The sequence below is a fragment of the Acidihalobacter yilgarnensis genome (genome assembly GCF_001753245.1).
Taxonomy (GTDB): Bacteria; Pseudomonadota; Gammaproteobacteria; order DSM-5130; family Acidihalobacteraceae; genus Acidihalobacter; species Acidihalobacter yilgarnensis.
Genome location: NZ_CP017415.1, coordinates 2,846,803 through 2,865,747, shown reverse-complemented (window position 1 = coordinate 2,865,747; position 18,945 = coordinate 2,846,803). Strand labels below are relative to the sequence as shown.

At 55.3% G+C, this 18,945-nt stretch carries 20 protein-coding genes; 16 read left to right on the top strand and 4 right to left on the bottom strand.

Annotated features, from left to right (window positions below):
* Positions 1-18 precede the first annotated feature (18 nt).
* The 12 genes from BI364_RS13810 (at position 19) to BI364_RS13755 (ending at position 11,141) form a co-directional block, all read left to right on the top strand.
* Complete coding sequence (locus BI364_RS13810) at positions 19-1,368, top strand: heterodisulfide reductase-related iron-sulfur binding cluster (RefSeq protein ID WP_070079244.1); 1,350 nt, start codon at positions 19-21, stop codon at positions 1,366-1,368.
* A 20-nt stretch (positions 1,369-1,388) separates the two neighbouring features.
* Positions 1,389-2,417 (top strand): FAD-dependent oxidoreductase, encoded by a 1,029-nt coding sequence (locus BI364_RS13805; RefSeq protein ID WP_070080085.1) that lies wholly within the window; start codon positions 1,389-1,391, stop codon positions 2,415-2,417.
* Positions 2,392-3,249, top strand: coding sequence for a hypothetical protein (locus tag BI364_RS13800; protein ID WP_070079243.1), 858 nt, complete (start codon positions 2,392-2,394; stop codon positions 3,247-3,249). The genes BI364_RS13805 and BI364_RS13800 overlap by 26 nt, the downstream gene beginning before the upstream one ends.
* 33 nt (positions 3,250-3,282) lie before the next feature.
* Positions 3,283-3,999, top strand: a complete 717-nt coding sequence (locus tag BI364_RS13795) for a 4Fe-4S dicluster domain-containing protein (RefSeq protein WP_070080084.1) — start codon at positions 3,283-3,285, stop codon at positions 3,997-3,999.
* Entirely contained in the window at positions 3,992-4,903 is a 912-nt protein-coding gene (locus BI364_RS13790) for a CoB--CoM heterodisulfide reductase iron-sulfur subunit B family protein (RefSeq protein ID WP_070079242.1), read from the top strand. The genes BI364_RS13795 and BI364_RS13790 overlap by 8 nt, the downstream gene beginning before the upstream one ends.
* Positions 4,904-5,001: 98 nt before the next feature.
* On the top strand, positions 5,002-5,448 hold the full coding sequence (locus tag BI364_RS13785) for a glycine cleavage system protein H (protein ID WP_070079241.1): 447 nt from the start codon (positions 5,002-5,004) through the stop codon (positions 5,446-5,448).
* Between the two features lie 2 nt (positions 5,449-5,450).
* The gene (locus tag BI364_RS13780; RefSeq protein WP_070079240.1) at positions 5,451-5,855 is read left to right on the top strand and encodes a DsrE family protein; all 405 of its coding nucleotides are present in this window, start codon (positions 5,451-5,453) and stop codon (positions 5,853-5,855) included.
* A 64-nt stretch (positions 5,856-5,919) separates the two neighbouring features.
* Positions 5,920-6,357, top strand: coding sequence for a glycine cleavage system protein H (locus BI364_RS13775; RefSeq protein ID WP_083251419.1), 438 nt, complete (start codon positions 5,920-5,922; stop codon positions 6,355-6,357).
* 163 nt (positions 6,358-6,520) lie between these two features.
* Positions 6,521-7,708 carry a radical SAM protein gene (locus BI364_RS13770; protein WP_070079239.1) on the top strand — a complete coding sequence of 396 codons (1,188 nt, stop codon included), beginning with the start codon at positions 6,521-6,523 and terminating at the stop codon, positions 7,706-7,708.
* Positions 7,693-8,820 (top strand): lipoate--protein ligase family protein, encoded by a 1,128-nt coding sequence (locus BI364_RS13765; RefSeq protein ID WP_233279521.1) that lies wholly within the window; start codon positions 7,693-7,695, stop codon positions 8,818-8,820. Before BI364_RS13770 ends, BI364_RS13765 begins: the two co-directional genes overlap by 16 nt.
* The gene (locus BI364_RS13760; protein ID WP_070079238.1) at positions 8,817-9,890 is read left to right on the top strand and encodes a geranylgeranyl reductase family protein; all 1,074 of its coding nucleotides are present in this window, start codon (positions 8,817-8,819) and stop codon (positions 9,888-9,890) included. The genes BI364_RS13765 and BI364_RS13760 overlap by 4 nt, the downstream gene beginning before the upstream one ends.
* Before the next feature lie 99 nt (positions 9,891-9,989).
* Positions 9,990-11,141, top strand: coding sequence for a radical SAM protein (locus tag BI364_RS13755; RefSeq protein ID WP_070079237.1), 1,152 nt, complete (start codon positions 9,990-9,992; stop codon positions 11,139-11,141).
* Positions 11,142-11,258: 117 nt separating this feature from the next.
* On the opposite strand, the gene fdxA is transcribed toward BI364_RS13755, so the two are convergent.
* Entirely contained in the window at positions 11,259-11,582 is a 324-nt protein-coding gene (gene fdxA, locus BI364_RS13750; RefSeq protein WP_070079236.1) for a ferredoxin FdxA, read from the bottom strand.
* 204 nt (positions 11,583-11,786) lie between these two features.
* Between fdxA and BI364_RS13745 the strand changes: the two genes are divergently transcribed.
* The 4 genes from BI364_RS13745 to BI364_RS13730 are packed head-to-tail and all read left to right on the top strand — an operon-like array spanning position 11,787 to position 15,038.
* Positions 11,787-12,731 carry a GGDEF domain-containing protein gene (locus tag BI364_RS13745; protein WP_070079235.1) on the top strand — a complete coding sequence of 315 codons (945 nt, stop codon included), beginning with the start codon at positions 11,787-11,789 and terminating at the stop codon, positions 12,729-12,731.
* 12 nt (positions 12,732-12,743) lie between these two features.
* The gene (locus BI364_RS13740; protein WP_070079234.1) at positions 12,744-13,784 is read left to right on the top strand and encodes an ATP-binding protein; all 1,041 of its coding nucleotides are present in this window, start codon (positions 12,744-12,746) and stop codon (positions 13,782-13,784) included.
* Between the two features lie 2 nt (positions 13,785-13,786).
* Positions 13,787-14,665 carry an STAS domain-containing protein gene (locus BI364_RS13735; protein WP_070079233.1) on the top strand — a complete coding sequence of 293 codons (879 nt, stop codon included), beginning with the start codon at positions 13,787-13,789 and terminating at the stop codon, positions 14,663-14,665.
* A 28-nt stretch (positions 14,666-14,693) separates the two neighbouring features.
* A complete protein-coding gene (locus BI364_RS13730; RefSeq protein ID WP_070079232.1) occupies positions 14,694-15,038 on the top strand; it encodes an STAS domain-containing protein in 345 nt (114 codons plus the stop codon).
* A 49-nt stretch (positions 15,039-15,087) separates the two neighbouring features.
* Here the strand turns inward: BI364_RS13730 and mutS are convergent, their stop codons facing one another.
* The 3 genes from mutS to BI364_RS13715 all read right to left on the bottom strand — a co-directional run bounded on the left by mutS (position 15,088) and on the right by BI364_RS13715 (position 18,888).
* On the bottom strand, positions 15,088-17,640 hold the full coding sequence (gene mutS / locus BI364_RS13725; protein WP_156782770.1) for a DNA mismatch repair protein MutS: 2,553 nt from the start codon (positions 17,638-17,640) through the stop codon (positions 15,088-15,090).
* A 79-nt stretch (positions 17,641-17,719) separates the two neighbouring features.
* Complete coding sequence (locus tag BI364_RS13720) at positions 17,720-18,697, bottom strand: tyrosine-type recombinase/integrase (protein ID WP_233279520.1); 978 nt, start codon at positions 18,695-18,697, stop codon at positions 17,720-17,722.
* Positions 18,694-18,888: a DUF4224 domain-containing protein gene (locus tag BI364_RS13715; protein WP_070079230.1), complete on the bottom strand. Its 195-nt coding sequence runs from the start codon at positions 18,886-18,888 to the stop codon at positions 18,694-18,696. The genes BI364_RS13720 and BI364_RS13715 overlap by 4 nt, the downstream gene beginning before the upstream one ends.
* Positions 18,889-18,945 lie beyond the last annotated feature (57 nt).

The following is an 18,945-nucleotide window of genomic DNA, read 5'->3' as shown; positions in this document are numbered from 1 at the left end:
CATTCAAGGAGAGTCGCTATGAAGCCTACTGATCAGAATGGCAGCCCAGATGCGGGTATTGCCGGACACGGTTCCTTTTTTCAGGAAACCAACCTGTCTCGCGAGGAGGCCGTGCGCGCCACGGACTGGGTGCGCAAACACGTTGACCGCCGTACGGTGGATCTCGGCGAGCGCATGGATGATGTTCGCGAACACATGTATGAACTCGAGAAAGAAGGCGAGATCATCATCCATCGGATCACGGATGGCCATGAACCGATGACGGTCAAAACGCTGTTCGGTTGGGAGAAAAAAATCCCTACCAAGCAACTTTGGCACCACAAGTCCTGCGGTCAGTGCGGTAATATCCCTGGGTATCCGACCTCGTTATTATGGTTCATGAACGAATTTGGCTTCGTGCCAGGCAAGGACTATCTTGACGAGACCGATCAGACCTCATGTACCGCCTGGAACTACCATGGTTCCGGCATTGGGAATGTGGAATCACTGTCTGCGGTGTTCCTGCGGAACTTCCATCAGGCCTACGTCTCCGGCAAGCAGCACGGGCATGAACTTGGCCATTTTTTCCCCTTAGTGCATTGCGGGACGTCCTTCGGGAACTATAAGGAAGTCAGGAAGTATCTGATTGAATCCGCCGCACTGCGCGAGAAGGTCACCAAGATTCTCGGCAAGTTGGGCCGCCTGGTCGACGGCAAGCTGGTCATCCCCGAGGAGATCATCCACTACTCCGAATGGGTGCATGTGATGCGCAACCGCATCGCATCCGAGCTGCAAAAAATCGACGTTTCCAATATCCGCGCCACAGCACACGTGGCCTGCCATTATTACAAGATGGTCCACGAGGATGCGGTTTACGATCCCGAGGTGCTCGGCGGCAACCGCACTGCGATCATCACCTCGGTAGCTCAGGCGCTGGGTGCGCAGGTGATCGACTACTCGACCTGGTACGACTGCTGTGGTTTCGGCTTCAGGCACATCATTTCTGAGCGTGAATTCACGCGCTCGTTCACGATGGACCGCAAGATCCGGGTGGCGCGCGAAGAGGCGAATGCGGATGTGATGCTGGCCAACGACACCGGCTGCGTGACGACCATGGACAAGAATCAATGGATCGGCAAGGCGCACGACCAGGATTTCTCAATTCCAATCGTGGCGGATGTGCAATTCGCTGCACTTGCCTGTGGCGCCGATCCGTTCAAGATTGTTCAGTTGCAGTGGCACGCCTCACCGTGCGAGGACCTGGTCGAGAAGATGGGTATCTCCTGGTCCGAGGCGAAGAAGAATTTCCAGGAATATCTCAAGGAAGTTGAAAAGGGCAATATCGAATATCTCTATAACCCTGAGCTGGCGTACGGAGGGCAGGCGTAATGCAGGATTCAGTGCTGATAGTGGGGGCGGGTCCGGCTGGCTTGTCCGCCGCGGCAACGGTGAGCGCAGCCGGATACAAGGCGGTTCTGGTCGAGAAAGAGGACATCCTGGGCGGTGCGCCTATCCTCTCCGGTTACGCCAAGCTTGTACCTTCTGGTGAGTGGGCCAAGGACGCCATTGGCCGCATGGTCAGTCGCGTTGAGGAAGATGCTGCGGTGACCGTGCACAAGGGAGCCAAGGTGACCCAGTTCGAGGGCGAGCCTGGCAGCTTCACGGCAACGCTGAGCAACGGCGAAAAGGTTTCGACTGGTGCGGTTGTGCTGGCGACTGGCTTTACGCACTTCGATTCGATCAATAAGCCGGAGTGGGGTTTTGGCACGTTTGAGGACGTGTTGACCACGACCCAGATGGAGCAGATGGTATCGGCTGGCAAGATTTCATGCCCGTCGGATGGGCGCGTGCCAGAGCGGGTTGCCATCTTGCTGTGCGTTGGTTCTCGTGATCGGCAAATCGGTCGTGAATGGTGCTCTAAGATTTGCTGCACCGTATCCGCGAATCTGGCGATGGAGATCAAGGAGTTGTCTCCGCAGACCGACGTGTTTATCTACTACATGGATATTCGCACCTTCGGGCTGTATGAAGACAAGTTCTACTGGAAGTCGCAGGAAGAGTTCAAGACCAAGTACGTCAAGGCTCGTATTGCCGAGGTCACGGCGTCTGGAGACGGCCGCTTATTGGTTAAGGGCGAAGACACACTGGTCAAGCGCCCGATCATCATTCCCTTTGATATCGTAGTTCATGCCATTGGCATGGATCCGAATGAAGAGAATCCAGAGCTTTCCTCCGTTTTCGGTATTGCGCTTGAGAAACATGGCTTTATCGAGCGCGCGGAACATTACACGAACACCTGCGGAACGACGCGGCGTGGGATTTACGCGGCGGGCGCAGCCTATGGCCCGGAGACGATCGATGATTCGATTTCGCAGGGTGCAGCTGCGGCTTCGCGTGCGGTAGCAGACCTCAATGCTCTGGTACAAAAAGCAGGCTGAGGCCGCCATGCGGCAAGGCGAGGGCGACGATGTAGTCGTCCCCGCCGAGCTTGCTGTCAAGTTTGATCGGGCAATTGCCGAAAGCAAGCTGAATGCTTTGCTCGATCAAGCGAAGGACATCGGTGGTGTTGAGGCCTTGATAGGATCTCTGAAGACGAAATGTCTCCTTTTCGAGGCGGCATTTCCGGCGAGTAGACCCGTGGGTTGGGTGTTACTGCCTGAAACGCTGGAAACGGTACTCGGGGCTGTTTTTCAGGTTAGGCGCAAACTAACTGCTATTGATGCTGCAGTTGGTCGGCAAGGCCTGATTGACGGCACCGTCGATTTGGTTTACGGCACGGCGTCGTTGCATGAGCGCTTTCTGGCATTTGTCTCCCTGATGCCGGAGGAGCTGAAAAAGGAACGGCGCGCGATGCGTGATCTTGCGGCTGAAATTCTACATTTCCGCGACCCAGAGGGCATGCCATTGATGACCCGTTGGGTGTGGGACGAAGCGACGGCAAGTGGTGCGCTGCGGGAGTTTATCCGCGGTAATGATGGGTTGCCTGAAATTCCAATCGACAACCGAGCGGAAAGTTTCGAAGGCGCTAGGGTATGGTTTGCGGAGATGTTGGCCGAGGCCGGGTTTTACCGTGATGTGCCGATGTTGATTGATTTGGTGCATGCGCAAGCCTACTCGGATTATGTGAAGGCGATGTCTAGCGGATTAGGGATGATTCAAGTCGAATTTGGTGAGAGTCATCATCCCTTGGAGCTGTTAATGAAGTTGCTTGGGGTGGATCCGGCCACGGGTCGTGGTATCGATAAAGCCGGGGAGCCGACGCTGCATTAGTCACTGGCTAGTGTGATTATTACGGAGAGCATAATGGCGATTCATGAAAAATCACTGATTGAACCGGAACGAATTCTTTCCGAAGAAAAACTCGTGGTCGACGGGGTCGACGTTTCCGGTTCGTGGAATACGATGATCACCCCGCGATACCTTCGTGATTACGATGATGATTTTGAAGCGGTGATACAAAAATATGCCGGTGGTGAAAATGTTCACCGATGCTGGCAGTGTGGCTCGTGTACAAATTCTTGCACGATGTACGCACAGAATGTTCAGTTCAATCCGCGGTATTGGATTTACCTGACGCGCTTGGGTCTGAAGGATGAAATCCTCAAGGACAAAGACATTATTTGGCAATGTGTTTCGTGCAATAAGTGCACGAATATTTGTCCGAAGGATGTTCGCCCTGAAGGGGTGATGAAGGCGCTGGCTCACTGGATGGAAGAGCAGGCCATTACAGAAAAGAGCCCATCCACACATTTTGACGAGATCTTCTGGGAAGAAATCTACCATACGGGACGTATCGAAGATGCGAGCGTGATGATGGGTTTCTTCAAGAAAATGAATCAGCCGCTGATGCAGGAGTGGTTGGTTGTGTTCGGCAAGAGGATGATGAAGTACCTGCCGGTGGCTCAGATGGTCAAAATGGGACTCAATTTCGTCGTCAAGCCCCGGACAAAGTCTTGGGGCAGAACTGGCGAGGTCTTGAAGGCGTACGTTCAGGAACAGAAGGAGGCCGCTCATGGGTAAGGTTGCGTATTACCCCGGTTGTGCGCTGGAGGGATCCGGTGGACCTTACGACAAATCCACTCGTGCGCTGGTCAAAGCGCTCGGCTTGGAGATGGAGAATCTCAAGGATTACAACTGCTGCGGTGCGATGGAGGTGAAAAACATTCACCCTATGCTGCAGACCTATTTGTCGGCTCGCAACATGGCGATTGCCAGTGAGCAAATGGGGCTTGATGCCGTGATGGCGCCTTGCAATGGCTGCTACCACAATCTGAAGAAGGCCGAATACGAAACTGCAACTTCCGAGAAGGCGATGCAAACCGTGCAGGATCTTGCGCGCAAGTCGGATGATCCGGTCTACAAGGGCGATGTTCGTACGCTCCATCTGCTTGAATGGTTGATGGAAGAGCTGGGTACGGAAGGCATCAAGCAACGTATCAGCAAGAGCCTGAATGGCATCAAGATCGCGAATTATTACGGCTGTATGTATGTCCGTCCTCGCCAGATTTTTCCGGAAAAGGATCAGGGGGCTGGCTCCGAATCGAGCTACAAACCTCATTTCATGGACGATCTCCTAGGCGCAGCCGGTGCCGTGAACGTCGATTTTCCGCTGAAGACCGCCTGTTGCGGTGGTGCGCATACGCTATCCGACTCAGACACGTCGACGCAGCTGGTCCTCAATATCATCCAGGCAGCTGAGGATGCTGGTGCGGAAGTGATTGCGACGGAGTGTCCGACCTGCCATTCTGGTCTTGAAATGCACCAGATCCGTGCAGAGACTGAATTCGGTATCAAGACTAACGTCAAGGTGCTCTATTTCACGCAGTTGCTGGGGTTGGCTCTCGGGCTATCGCCGCGCAAGCTGGGTATTCATGAGAATATCAGCGACTCGATTGGATATTTAAAGGAAAAAGGCGTGATCTGACATGCGTCGAGTGACAAGGGCGGATTCCTCCGCCCTTGTTTCGTTCTTTTGGCGGATTGCTTATGCATAATCCGTCCAGCAAACGGGCAGCGCGTTTTATGGAGTGCAACGGTTGCGAATTTCACTCTGAGCTTCATTACGACTCGGAATATCAGATTTGGCTTCGGCGCGAGCATGATGACTCGTTGACGGTCGGTATGACGGACATATCCCAGACCATAGCCGGGAAAATCCTTCATGTGCGTGTTCGGCGCCCAGGCACTGTGCGCGACCCTGGAAAACCGGTCGCTACGATCGAGAGTGGAAAATGGGCTGGGCCGATACCCAATTTCATCCATTGCGTTATTTTGGAAGGAAATATTGAGGTGCTTGAAAATCCAGTCCTCCTCAATAGTGACCCCTACAATGCATGGATTGCGCGAGTCGAAGCAAGCGCCGGTGCGGAGGCCGCGTTGGAGATGTTTCTGACGGGCGATGAGGCGCATGAGGGCTATTGCCGTCGTGCGCGCGATGAAGACATACACTGCCAACGTAAGGTGCGCTGACGATGGCTGAAGATCAAGACCATTATCTGGACAACGATGAAAAGACCATCGTCATCGTGATGACCAGCGGTCCTTCCACGCCACAGCGTTGCGCAACGCCCTTCTATCTGGGTGCAATCATGGCCTCCATGGATGTCGAGGTGCATATTTTCTTTACGATGGAGGGCGTCCGCCTAATGCAGTGCGGTATCGCTGAATCCTTTGCTGCGATGGAAGGCGGCAAGAAAATCATCGACTTTATCCGTGATGCAAAGCGGGCTGGTGTGGTGTTACACGTTTGCCAGCCCGCTTTGCCGGGATATAAACTCGACGAGGATAGTGATCTGATTGAAGAAGTCGATCATGTGTCCAGAGCTAGCGTGCTGGCCGATTTGGTACTGCGTTGTGACAATGTGATTACATTCTGACCACTGATTTTGACTCAACTGGATAGGCGAGTCTTTTACCAATACGAAACTTAGGAGGAATTCCATGGGCGCGGTGCGTGGTTGCAATATTCCTGAAGATCTGATGTATAACGTCGATAGCAATGTCTGGGTACGCCAGGAGAGCGATGGTACGGCGACCATCGGCCTCACTTCCTATGCTTGCTCGCTTGCTGGACAGATAGTCTCATATACCCCTAAGAAGGTCGGGAAGGATGTCAAGAAGGATAAGTCCTGCGCAACAGTTGAATCCGGCAAGTGGGTGGGGCCAGCCAAGGCGCCGGTAGCCGGTGAGGTCACCGCGATTAATGAGGCGGTTTCTGCTCAGCCTGGACTGATCAATGACGATCCCTATGGGGAAGGCTGGCTGGTTAAGATTAAGCCGGCTGATTGGGCCGGCGACAGCGCCGATCTGAAAGCCGGAGCAGATGCCATGGCCGCCTTCGAAGCAAAGATGGAAGGGGACGGTTTCGGCGGCTGCTAATGCGGCAGTGAACCCCCTCTCGCGCATGGTCTGATGCGTCAGAGGGGGCTCACGGTATTTTACCCAATCGACGGTGTGATCCGCTCGGCCGGCCGGTCGACTCTCACCGTTGGCGCTGATTCTGGAACCGTCTAACGGCTCCCCATGAAGAGGTTGTGCGCACATGTCCGACTGGCTTGATCGTTTGCGTCACGTTGAACCCCTAGAGGATGTATCTGTTGACGAGTCTCTCGTCCACAAGCTGGAGCAATCCTGGGGGCGCAGAGGATCTGGAGCTGCGCAGGGGATCAATTTTTACACGCCCACGTTCAAGGTTTTTCAGACATCTGAACTGAAGGATTGCGGTAAGAGTGCTTGGCCGGCAATTTCGATCACCGGTGGTGACTGCAAATTGCAATGCGATCATTGCAAGGCCAAGATACTGGAACCGATGCTGCCGGCCAGGACGCCGGAGGATTTGTGGCGGGTCGTCAACGAAATTATCGAAGACGGCGCCCAGGGGATGCTGCTCACTGGTGGATCGAACCACCAGAATCAGGTCGAATATGACCGTTATTACGGAACAATCCGCCGCATCAAGGACGAGTTCCCGGACTTTAAAATCGCGATGCATACGGCACTCGTCGATGCTGATATCGCTCTGAGCATGGAGCAGGCCGGTATCGATGCAGCGATGATGGATGTAATCGGCTCGCAGGATACCATCACCCAAGTTTACCACTTGCGTCGCAGCGTCGATGATTTCGAACAGACGCTGGAACATCTGGTGGCGACCAATATGAAGGTGGTTCCGCACATCGTGATTGGTCTCCACTACGGCCGGCTGCTCGGCGAGTGGAACGCGCTCGATATGATTAACCGCCATCTGCCCGATGCGGTCGTGCTGGTTGTGGTGATGCCTTTCTACGCCCCCGAAAGCAGACCCTTCGTCACGCCAGACGCACATGCGGTCGGGCGATTCTTCATGGATGCGCGGCAAGCGCTGCCGGAAACGCCTCTGCTGCTAGGTTGTGCGCGGCCACCGGGCATGACCAAGCTGCAGATCGACACTTATGCCGTTATGGCCGGTTTGAACGGGATCGCGCACCCTTCCGACGGCACGGTTGAGCTTGCAGCTCGCTTGGATCGCCAAGTCAAGGTCACGCCGGCTTGTTGTTCGATCGCGGTGGGCGATGAAGTGATGGCGCTCGAGGGTGTCGATTCTGGCCTTGATATCGATCTTGAAGCGATCATCACGCAGGAACGTGATCGGCGCCGTATGTCAAAGTTGGCGAGCAGTGGGTTGAACGGTATCCGTATTGTTACGGAACAAAGTGCAGGTGCTGAGACAGCCGGGTGCTGCTCGACGTGAACGACCGAGCATCCTCTGCTTGGCGTGTGATCGACACCGGTTTGCGTCGGCCCGCAGAAAATTTTGCTATCAATCAGGCGCTGTTGACTTGCCATCAGGAAGGCGCGTCGCCTCATACACTCCGTTTTTTACGCTTCACGCCTTCAGCGCTCGTGGGGTTTCACCAGAATGTGGAGCAAGAACTGCGGGTCGATTACTGCCAGATGCAGCATATCGAAATACAACGCCGCCTTACCGGTGGTGGTGCGTTGTATTTCGATGAAACCCAGCTCGGTTGGGAACTCTATCTGGACAAGCACACACTCGGTACCGCAGATATGGGGGCGATCGCGAGCCGCATCTGCACCGCCGCAGCTGAGGGGATATCCAGCTTGGGTGTCGACGCGCGCTTTCGTCCGCGTAACGACATCGAGGTCGATGGCCGCAAGATTTCCGGGACTGGCGGTGCCTTCGATGGTGATTCGATTCTATATCAGGGGACATTGCTGATCGAATTCGACGTGGAGCGCATGCTGAAGGTGTTGCGCATCCCGGCGGAAAAATTGTCCGACAAGGCGATTGCGTCAGCGCGGGAACGCGTCGTCAATCTGCGTGAGCTGCTGGGGGCCGCACCACGAATGTCCCATGTGCAGCAAGTGATGACGCAAGCCTTCGCGCAGGCATTTGGTGTGGGCTTCGAATCTGTTGCGGATATGAACGAACGCGAGCAGGAAGTCTACGCGGAGGCGCTGATCGAAATTGATTCTCCCGATTGGGTCTATCAGCACAATAGGCCGGTCAATGAAGCACCCATGCTGGAATCCGTGTACCGTTCAAATGGCGGACTCATGCGCGCCTGCGTAGCAGTTGATCGTGCGCGTAATCATCTCAAACAGGTCTGGATCACCGGAGATTTTTTCGTCAGCCCGAATCGGTTGATTTTGGATCTTGAGGCATCCCTGAAGGACACTCCGCTCAATGCGCTTGAGCACAATATCCATCGCTTCTTTGCTGACAGGCCGGCTCAGATGCTACGTCTGACCCCGACGGATTTTATCAATCTGATCCACCTTGCCACCACTGAGGTGTCCGAGGCATGCACATCCGACTCTGCGTCAGGGGAGGGGCGATGATTCCTCATGTCCAGGTGTTGGTGGTGGGCCTTGGTCCAGGCGGTGCTTCTGCGGCGCGAAGAGCCGCCGAAGCAGGTCTCAATGTACTCGCCGTCGAGCGTACTCGCCGGATTGGAGAGCCTGTGCAATGCGCCGAATTCGTGCCGAGCCCAATGGGGGCATATACGCGCGCGGACGGAGTGCTGTATCAGCGTATCAGCGGGATGAAGAGCGTTTTACCTTCCGGCGAGGTGCATCAGTCCGATTTCCCAGGGTTCATGATCAATCGCGCACGGTTTGACCAAGCGATCGCGGAGCAGGCGGTTGAGGCGGGAGCGTATCTACGCGTGCAGACACGAATCGATGGACTCGATCCCGTGGCGAGGCGCGCGATACTACGTTCGGCCGCAGGGTCAGATGAGGTGTCGTACGACGTTTTGATCGCCGCGGATGGACCGCATTCGGCGGTAGGACGTTTCCTTGGATTGCCGGCGCTGGAAACGGTGAATACACGGCAATACACGGTCACGCTGCTGAGTGAATATGCCGATACCGATATCTGGCTGTCCGATGAATATCCAGGCGGTTATGCGTGGCTGTTTCCCAAGGGGGATCGTGCGAATCTGGGCTTGGGAGCGGATCGTCGGTATGAGGACGATCTCAAGGCACCGCTCGAATCACTGCACCGCCAATTAGTGCAATCAGGGCTGGTAGGGGAGGAGATATTCTCCCGTACTGGTGGCGCGATTCCAGTTGGGGGGCTACGCGAGCATCTGGTGCAAGACGGCTGCCTATTTGTGGGTGATGCGGCTGGTTTGACACATCCGATTACCGGTGGCGGGATATCCGCTGCGGTCATTTCTGGAGAAAGAGCCGGTGAATGTGCAGCGGCCTATCTGGATGGCCAGGCCGATGCATTTGATGAGTACGAAGAGGATGTGCGGGATCAGTTTGAGGCGACGATCGCTCGTGCGGTTTCGCGCCGCGCGTATCTCAATCGGCACTGGCGTACCCAGTCGGCACAACATGACGACACGATGCGTAAGGGTTGGATCGCTTTTTCGGAGTATTTTTCGCCAGCGGAAGCTTGACGAATATTTGGAAACCCGGCTTGTACGGGACGCCCGAAACAGAACGCGCGGTCAATTCAGGGCCGCTGCTATGGATTGTGAATATTTGGAGGATTGTAAATGAGTGCGAGCGCCGAAACCCTGACGACCCCGGTGAATTTCTATCGCCCGGATTACCATGTGAAGACGCCGGAGATGCGTTCTCCTGAGTATGTGCAACTGTCGACCGCTGCCGCCATCACGCTGGGTCTTGTGCCTGGGACCATGCATCGGACATCGTGCACCCACTGTCTGAACCTACTGGTAACGTATCCAGAAGGTTGTCGCGCAAATTGCAGCTACTGCGGTTTGGCGCGCCACCGTGAAGAATCGCGCGACTATGCTGACCGTAATTTTATCCGAGTAGACTGGCCGACCGTCGGGTATGACGAGGTCATTGAGCGTGTCAAGGCTAATGCCGACAAGGGCCAGTTCGAACGTATGTGTATATCCATGATCACACATCCGAATTCGGATCACGATACATTGGTACTGCTGCGCAAATGGATGAAGGCGGTGCCACATATCCCGGTTTCTATCCTATCCAATCCGACCACAATGAAATACGAAGATCTAGTCGCGTTACGTGACGAAGGTGCAGATATTTTTACGGTAGCGCTGGATGCGATAACACCTGAGATTTTTGAGCGTACGCGCGGCAAGACTGTGGATAGTCCGCACCGCTGGGCCAAATACTGGCAGGCGATTGAGTGGGCGGCGGAAATATTCGGGCCGGAGAAATTCGGTGCGCATCTGATCGCCGGTATGGGTGAGACCGAGCAGGAAATGATGCAGGTTTGTCAGAAGATGCGCGATATGGGAGGGCATAACCACATGTTTGCCTTCTTCCCTGAGCAGGGTTCATTGATGGAGGAATGGCCTGCGGTACCGCAGGAGCAATGGCGGCGCGTGCAGTTGGGGCGCTTCATTATCGACTATGCCGGTGGTCGCATTGACGATATGCGGTTTAACGAGCAGGGACAGATCGTGGATTTCGGCATGGGTGCCGAAGAAGTCGAGGCCCTGATCGCGTCCGGCAAACCATTCCAAACCTCCGGCTGCCCAGGTAAAACCGATGAGGAGGTGTCTGCCTGTAATCGACCTTATGGCGACTCCAGCCCGACGGACATCCGTTCCTTCCCTTTTGCGCTTAACGCGCAGGATGTCGGTTTTGTGAGACGGCAGATGAATGGGGAGAGTGTGGGTACGATAGACCACGACCAGTACGACTGAGGTCGATACATTCAATCAGACATGCAGCGGGGGGCGATCGGTGCGCCTGCCCCGCTGCTGTCGGGCGGTTTCAAAGCCGTTGCGTAAAGTTGTGTAGCGGTTGCGTTTGTTCCGTAGTCAGCGATCAAGATACTGTAGTTTTTCGGGCTTCCCATCCCAGTCTTCTGCATCCGCAGGGGCTTCCTTGCGTGTCGTCAGCACGGGCCAGCCACGGGCGAGTTCCGCGTTGATTTCCAGAAATTGTTCCTGACCTTCCGGTAGATCATCTTCGGGGTAGATAGCCTCAGCAGGGCATTCCGGTTCGCAGAGTGTGCAGTCGATACACTCATCCGGATCGATCACGAGGAAATTGGGTCCTTCGTGGAAGCAGTCAACCGGGCAGACTTCCACACAATCTGTGTATTTACACTTGATGCAGTTTTCCGTGACGACGAACGTCATGATGTTCTCCAGATTACAGAATATACGAAGTTCCAGCACGCGCGCACAGGTGAAGTAGATCGCTCGCCGGACAGCATAATACTAAATCTATTCGCTGGATCGCGCGAGTCCATGCTGCGAATGTGGGAATGCCCTGTGTTGAGCGGCGGGCGTGATCGTTGGCTATAACTAAGCTGTCTGAAGCAACGAGGCCGGATAAGTACGATGAGCGTATTTTTGAGGTTGGTCGTTATCGCCGAACCGGATCGTTACCGCTTCGCACGTTTCGTGCTTGAAGCGGTCGATGCGTTGCATGGCGATGTGTTTTCATGTGCCGCCGCCCTTGTCGACATCATGCCGGTGCTGCGTACGGATCACCTTCACAAGGGTACCTCATTGGAGGTATTGCTGATGGTGGTGGAGGATACGCTGTACTGTGAATGGAGTGGTCGTCGAATGCCCATCGCGCGTTTCGAGCTGGCAACTTCGGAACATATCCTAGCGGAGCTTGGTCAACGATTGCGTCTTGCCAGCGAGTCTACGGATCCTGATTTATTGATCCGCCGAAACCGAAAAATTGAAGATGAGTTGGCCAGTGCTCGTGCCCGCGCTGCGATAGAACTATCCGCACTTGAAGAAAAACTTGAAAGTAAAAAGGCTGAGTTGCGTGAATCTCTGCACGCGGCCGAAGTGGATAGTCTGACAAATATCTATAACCGCGGCGCCTATGACGCTCGGTTGCAGGAGGCGATTTTGCGGTGTTCTCGACAAAGCGAACCGTTGTGCCTGATTTTGATGGATCTGGATTATTTTAAGCAAATAAATGACCAGCATGGCCATCAGTATGGAGATGAGTATCTCAAGCGTATGGCGCAGATTATGCAGGAATCGGTACGCGAATATGTGGACATCCCCTGTCGTATGGGAGGCGATGAATTTGTAATTATCGTTTTCGCAGGTGTGGCGACTGCGAAACGTATTGCCGAAAAGATTTTGGTGGATATGTCGGGGAAGGTCAGTATCGGTATTGCTTTTTTGTTGCCGAATGACAGCCTTGAGATGCTGGTTGGGCGCTCAGATGCTGCACTATATGAAGCCAAGCGTAACGGACGTGGTCGCATTGCTGTATCAGATGAAATTGTGGTCGATACATCAATTCATGTGGTTTGAAACGGACACGGTATGACTAAACTATTGCTGGAGCAGATCATCCGGGATGAGAGCGGCCAGGTTCTTCTGCGCTCCAGGCTGCGGGCGGTGGCGCGTAGAATGGGCTTTTCGAGTGCGGCACGAGAACGCATGGAGCTGGTCTGTAATGAAATGACCAGTAATCAGATAAAATTCTCCGCGGGCACAGGTGTGGTTCAATTATGGGAGTCCGCTTGGCCGGCGGCAATTGATCTATTTGTGCTCGACTACGGTCCAGGAATCGTTGATTTGCCTGCGGCATCGAGGGACGGATATACCACGGCAGGCACGATGGGAAAGGGGCTGGGTGCAATCAAACGGCTTGCGGACAATAGTGCTTTCTACAGCCAGTCGGCGCGGACATCCGCTGCGACTGGTTGGCATGGCATGTCTGTTTGGGCGAGATTCTATCAAGATCGGAGCGTTGAGCCTGAAGCGGCTCCCCCTGCTCGTGTTGGAATGTATCTGAGGGCTTACCAGGACGATCGGTATAATGGCGACGGCCTGTTTGTCCAGAGCAGGGGCCAGCGGACGCGTTGGTTGCACCTGGATGGTCTGGGGCATGGCATTGCTGCAGCCGAGGTTGTGCATCCCTTGCGACAGATGTTGGATATGGATGTTTCCTTGGATGAACTGATGGGCGCGATCAGTAAACGGCTACGGGGAGGTCGTGGAGCAGTCGGATTGCTTGGTGAGGTTGATGCCTATGCGGGCACTGCGTCACTGTGTGGTGTCGGCGATATGCTTGCGTACCATGTGAATGAAAATGCTCGACATGAAATCGCCCTCGCCCCGGGTATACTCGGGCATGCTCATCGACGGGCGGAACTCCAAACCATGACATTTCCTGCATGGGACATGATTATTACCGCGTCGGATGGCATACGTAGAAATTGGTTGATATCGACTTTCCCGGGGCTGTGGTGTTTACATCCACAGATGATCGCTCTTTTCCTGGGGCAAATTGTATCCAGAGGCAATGATGATAAGTCGCTTTTCGTCATTTGTTCCCCGCAGTTACCGGAAGAGGAATAATTATGGCTACAAAGAAAAATACTCAAAAAGCGGTTAATCGCGCCCTTATTGAGCAGTTGATGACCAATGTCGGGAAAATATCCTCAATTATTGAAGATCAGGGTCATGGCATTTTTGGTCAGGGGAATCTTTTATCCAAGGATGAAATAAACGATTACAGTCTGGAGTTTTTGGAGCTTTTTGTTGTTGTTCTTCAGGCGGGAGATGAAATCGACCGTCATGGAATGGAATTTAAGGCATTGCGCCAATTTTTCAGGACATGCTCTCAACAAATCCTGATGCGCGGCGGTTCTCTAGATGAGTTTGTAAGATATATACAGTTTTTACAGCGCGTGTTCCTGGATAACTTGGAAACTGATAAAGGGATTGATGTTCAGTTGATGCGTGAAATCCCACTTTTGTTGGCCAGCGTATTCAATGACATCATGCTGGATGTATTTCACGTCTATCTACAAGAAAAAGAAAAAACGATACAGGCTCAGCAGGAAGAGCTTCGACAAACCGCGACGCCGATCACCGAAATATGGGATGGTGTGTTGACGCTGCCGGTGATTGGTAGTTTGGATTCTTCGCGCACGATGATGGTTATGGATAAATTATTATCACGTATTGAGACAGAACGTGCTCAAGTGGTGGTTATCGATGTCACGGGTGTCATCGCGATTGATTCTCAGGTTTCGCATCACCTGATTCAGATGATCCGGGCGATCGGTCTGATGGGTGCAACGGCGATTTTAACCGGAATTCGTCCAGACATCGCCCGTGCAATTACTAGTTTGAACATCGATCTGGGTGCAGTCACAACGCGCTCGACGTTGTCCGAAGGTTTGAAACTGGCCTTCCGCCAGATGGGTATAGAGGTCTCTAATGGTGGGGCCTGATGATCCAGCGGCATCAATGAGGACGGCCATGGTGCCGGTTCTGTCGGGTATGCATCTGACGCGAATCGGGCAGGGCAACATTTTGTTGGAGCCGGGAGAGGGGCTTGATCCCGCTGACCCGGACGCCTATCTGGAACCGTTGCTTGCGCACATTCAAAAGCGTGCGGCTAAACGTCTGATTTACGATCTCAAGAACGTGCCGTTCATCGACGCGATTTACTATCAATGGTTGGTCGCGGTACATGACCTTTGCAATATCGCCAATATTGAAATGGTGGCGGTGCATATGCGTCCGGCAGCAGCTTACGCCTTGTCACGGATACTCGAAGTCCCCCCACCCTTTCGTTGTGCGCTCGAGGTGGAGCGACGTTGAAATGTTGCCGTGGTATCGCCGTCTTCCGGTGCCGGCGCGAGTATCTAGGCTAGGTCTCTTTTTGAGTTTCCACCATCAAGGCGCGCAAACGATACAAGGTGTCCAAGGCTTGGCGTGGGGTGAGGGTGTCTGGATCGGTATTGTTCAATGCCTGAACAAGGGCCTCTCCGGTTGGATCGATTTCTGGTGCGCTCGGCGGGAATAGGCTGTATTGCTGCCGCGTATCCGCGGCTGCGACTGCCTGCTCCTCAAGCTTGGCTAGGCGGTGCTTCGCTCGGCGGATCACGGCTGGTGGTACGCCAGCAAGGCGTGCGACCTGCAAGCCGTAGCTCTGACTGGCGGGGCCAGGCCTGAGTTGGTGAAGAAAAACGACGTTGTCCCCATGTTCCACGGCCTCGGTGTGCGCATTAGCTACACCGAGGCATTCTTCAGGTAGGGTGGTGAGTTCGAAATAGTGTGTGGCGAAGAGTGTGAACGAGCGATTGGTTTCGGCCAGATGTTGCGCGCAGGCCCAGGCCAGTGAGAGGCCATCAAAGGTACTGGTGCCGCGGCCGATTTCATCCATGAGGACGAGACTGTTCGGTGTGGCGTTGTTGAGGATGTTCGCGGCTTCCGTCATTTCAACCATGAACGTGGAGCGGCCAGAGGCCAGGTCGTCGGCTGCGCCTATACGGGTAAAAATGCGATCGATGGGACCGATGAGCGCGCGGCTAGCGGGCACGTAGCTGCCAATGTGGGCGAGCAGTACGATCAATGCAGTTTGCCGCATGTAGGTGGACTTTCCGCCCATGTTGGGGCCCGTAATGACCAGCATGCGCCGCGCGTCGGTAAGGTCGAGGTCGTTGGGCACGAAGGGCTCGCTCAGTACTTGCTCGACTACGGGGTGCCGCCCGCCTTCGATGCACAGGACGGGGGATTCGATCAGTTCTGGTGCGGCGTAGTCCAGGCTGTATGCGCGTTCGGCGAGGGCGCATAGTACGTCCAGTTCGGCGAGTGCAGATGCAGTGCTACGCAAGATGTCCAATGTGGGTTCGAGGCGTTCGAGCAGATCATCGTAAAGCAATTTTTCGCGTGCGAGCGAGCGCTCGCGCGCCGACAAAACTTTATCCTCGAAGTTTTTGAGTTCTGGCGTGATGTAGCGCTCGGCGCCCTTGAGGGTTTGACGTCGCGTGTAGTCGATGGGGGCCTTGTCGGCCTGTCCCCTGGATATTTCGATGTAATAGCCATGGACGCGGTTGTAGGCGACCTTGAGATTGGCGATGCCACTGCGTTCGCGTTCGCGGGCTTCAAGGTCGACGAGGAATTGGTCCGCGTTTTCCGACAAGGCCCGTAACTCATCGAGTTCACTATCATAGGCCGAGGCGATCACCCCGCCGTCGCGGATCAGCAGCGGCGGCTCGTCGATAAGCGCGCGGTGCAGCAGTTCGGTTACTTCGGGTTGCCCATCTAGCTTCGTGCTCAATCGGTCGAGTAGCGGCGTATCCAGCGGTGAGAGCGCGCCGCGCAGTGTGGGGAGGGTGTCCAGCGCACGGCGTAATGTGGTGAGGTCACGTGGACGGGCTGATTTGAGGGCGATGCGCGCGATAATTCTTTCGATGTCGCCGATGCCGCGCAGTTGTTCGCGTAGGCCAGTGTAGGTGGCGGTTTCAATCAGCATCCCGATGGCTTGATAGCGTTCCTGCAATACCGTGGTGTCGCGCAGTGGCCGATTGATCCAGCGACGCATGCAGCGGCTACCCATGGGGGTTGCGGTGTGGTCGAGCACACTTGCCAACGTGTGCTCCTGGCCGCCGGACAGGTTGCGTTCGAGTTCGAGATTTTGACGGGTGGCGGCATCTAGGATGACAGCCTCATCGCGGCGTTCGAGTACGAGGCCGGTGATATGCGGGAGTGCGGTACGTTGCGTCTCGCCCGCGTAGTGGAGCAAGGCCCCTGCGGCGCCGATGGCGTCAGGCAGGTCGTCACAGCCAAAACCACTAAGGTCGTGAGTGCCGAACTGGCGCGTGAGTAGTTCGAAGGCCGTCTCTGGTTCGAAGTGCCAGGGTGGGTAGCGAGTGACGCCTTGGCGCTCACCGCCGGGCGGGGCGAGCCCGTCCGGCACGAGTAGCTCGGCGGGATGCAGGCGTTCAAGCTCGCCGAGTAGGGCCTCTTCGTTTTCCGGCGTGCAGATACTGAAACGCCCGCTGCTGAGGTCGAGTGCTGCAAGGCCATATCCGCTCTTGCCTCGGGTGACGGCGGCGAGCAGATTGTCCTGGTGAGCGTTGAGCAAGGCGTCATCGGTCACGGTGCCGGGTGTGACGATGCGCACGACCTCGCGGTCGACCGGTCCCTTGCTGGTTGCCGGATTGCCGACTTGCTCACAGATGGCAATGGATTCGCCCAGGCGTACCAAGCGTGCGAGGTATTGCTCAGCGGCGTGGACGGGTATGCCGGCCATGGGAATAGGTTCGCCTGCAGACTGCCCGCGTGCGGTTAGCGTCAGATTGAGCAGCCGCGCTGCCTTGCGCGCATCATCGAAAAACAGCTCGTAAAAATCGCCCATGCGGTAGAACAGCAGTCGTTCAGGCTGCCCTGCCTTGATGCGCAGGTACTGCTGCATCATCGGAGTGTGAGTGTAAGTTGCTGTTTTATCTTCTAAAATGCTCATTCGTCTATGTGCTGTCTATTAGACTGTCTAATACTTAGCGCTTGATTGCCGTCGGCGGTGTGGCTTTGACCGTCTTCAAAACCCGAAGGTAGCGCTTCGTCATTGCAGCCGAAGAATGTCCGCCCAGAGCCTGTGCATCGCCACCTTCGCGATCGATGTCGGTCAGCGCCTTGGCCCTCAAATCATGGAGTGTCGTGTTCGCCACGCCAGCCTTCTCGGAGGCCGACGCATACATATCCCGCACCGTCCGGTAGGCGTAGGGCCGTGCCCCGCGCATCGTGCAGAATAGCGTCATGGCCCGCGCCGGCCGGATGAGCGTCTTCGCTGCTTCGATCGCATCGCGCAGCCCCGGCGTCATCTCGACAAGCATGCGTTGCCCGGGCTTACCCTGCCTGATTTCGATGCCCCCATCGGTGATATCCGACAAGCGAAGCCTGAGCACGTCCATAATCCGTTGACCGGTCAGGTAGGCCACATCCATGATGGCGCGCAGTGAATCGCTTCCCGCAGCCCAGATGGCTGCATATTCTTGGTCCGACAGATACCGATCGCGCTTCGCCTCGACGTATCGCCTCATGCCGATTGCAGGATTGTTGGGAATCTCGCCCCACTCGACGGCGTGATGAAAGATCAGGCGCAGCACCGACAGGATGCGATTTCCCATGTTCGGTCGGTCTGCGTATGCTCTCTTGATGTCTGCAATGTCGGCCTGCGTGACTTGATCGGCGTTGAACTCCTGTAACGCGTCGGCCAGCACCCGAGCAGCCTGTTCGTATTGCTTGCGCGTGCTCGCGCTCTTGTCCTTGAGAATGAACGGGAGGGCGCGCTCAATCAGGTTCGGCATGCCGCCCGTGGAGGGCTTCGTGAGTCGGGCGTACTCAGTTAGCGCGGATCCATAAGCCTTTCCAAGAGCCGTCCACTTGCCGCGTTTAACGAGCCAGTACGCGCCATGCTTGAGATACATGCATGCGGGAAGGTGGCGGTCTGTTTTACGGGGGCGCATGAGGCTCATGGTAGCCTTACTCTCGGGCGTTGGGTAGCCGCTTGCGAGCCGCACCGGGCGAGCATAACGTCGCGCAAAACTTTCGGGCGCCCGTGGCCGCCGATCGCGAAGGGGTAGCCGTTCGCGCGCAGCCACTCGAGCTGTTTGCGGCTCGTTTTAAAATCTGTGAGTTCGAGCAGTTCGTCGGGCGTCAGAAACATCGTTGTCCTTTATCGATAGCACTTGATATATCGACTAGGTGTCGCGGAAATTTCAAG

Excerpts from the sequence above, each read along its gene's own strand:
- BI364_RS13810 (WP_070079244.1), top strand. The coding sequence starts at position 19 with ATGAAGCCTACTGATCAGAATGGCAGCCCAGATGCGGGTATTGCCGGA.
- BI364_RS13800 (WP_070079243.1), top strand. The coding sequence starts at position 2,392 with ATGCTCTGGTACAAAAAGCAGGCTGAGGCCGCCATGCGGCAAGGCGAG.
- BI364_RS13795 (WP_070080084.1), top strand. The coding sequence starts at position 3,283 with ATGGCGATTCATGAAAAATCACTGATTGAACCGGAACGAATTCTTTCC.
- BI364_RS13790 (WP_070079242.1), top strand. The coding sequence starts at position 3,992 with ATGGGTAAGGTTGCGTATTACCCCGGTTGTGCGCTGGAGGGATCCGGT.
- BI364_RS13785 (WP_070079241.1), top strand. The coding sequence starts at position 5,002 with ATGGAGTGCAACGGTTGCGAATTTCACTCTGAGCTTCATTACGACTCG.
- BI364_RS13780 (WP_070079240.1), top strand. The coding sequence starts at position 5,451 with ATGGCTGAAGATCAAGACCATTATCTGGACAACGATGAAAAGACCATC.
- BI364_RS13775 (WP_083251419.1), top strand. The coding sequence starts at position 5,920 with ATGGGCGCGGTGCGTGGTTGCAATATTCCTGAAGATCTGATGTATAAC.
- BI364_RS13770 (WP_070079239.1), top strand. The coding sequence starts at position 6,521 with ATGTCCGACTGGCTTGATCGTTTGCGTCACGTTGAACCCCTAGAGGAT.
- BI364_RS13760 (WP_070079238.1), top strand. The coding sequence starts at position 8,817 with ATGATTCCTCATGTCCAGGTGTTGGTGGTGGGCCTTGGTCCAGGCGGT.
- BI364_RS13755 (WP_070079237.1), top strand. The coding sequence starts at position 9,990 with ATGAGTGCGAGCGCCGAAACCCTGACGACCCCGGTGAATTTCTATCGC.
- fdxA (WP_070079236.1), bottom strand. The coding sequence starts at position 11,582 with ATGACGTTCGTCGTCACGGAAAACTGCATCAAGTGTAAATACACAGAT.
- BI364_RS13745 (WP_070079235.1), top strand. The coding sequence starts at position 11,787 with ATGAGCGTATTTTTGAGGTTGGTCGTTATCGCCGAACCGGATCGTTAC.
- BI364_RS13740 (WP_070079234.1), top strand. The coding sequence starts at position 12,744 with ATGACTAAACTATTGCTGGAGCAGATCATCCGGGATGAGAGCGGCCAG.
- BI364_RS13735 (WP_070079233.1), top strand. The coding sequence starts at position 13,787 with ATGGCTACAAAGAAAAATACTCAAAAAGCGGTTAATCGCGCCCTTATT.
- BI364_RS13730 (WP_070079232.1), top strand. The coding sequence starts at position 14,694 with ATGGTGCCGGTTCTGTCGGGTATGCATCTGACGCGAATCGGGCAGGGC.
- mutS (WP_156782770.1), bottom strand. The coding sequence starts at position 17,640 with ATGATGCAGCAGTACCTGCGCATCAAGGCAGGGCAGCCTGAACGACTG.
- BI364_RS13720 (WP_233279520.1), bottom strand. The coding sequence starts at position 18,697 with ATGAGCCTCATGCGCCCCCGTAAAACAGACCGCCACCTTCCCGCATGC.
- BI364_RS13715 (WP_070079230.1), bottom strand. The coding sequence starts at position 18,888 with ATGTTTCTGACGCCCGACGAACTGCTCGAACTCACAGATTTTAAAACG.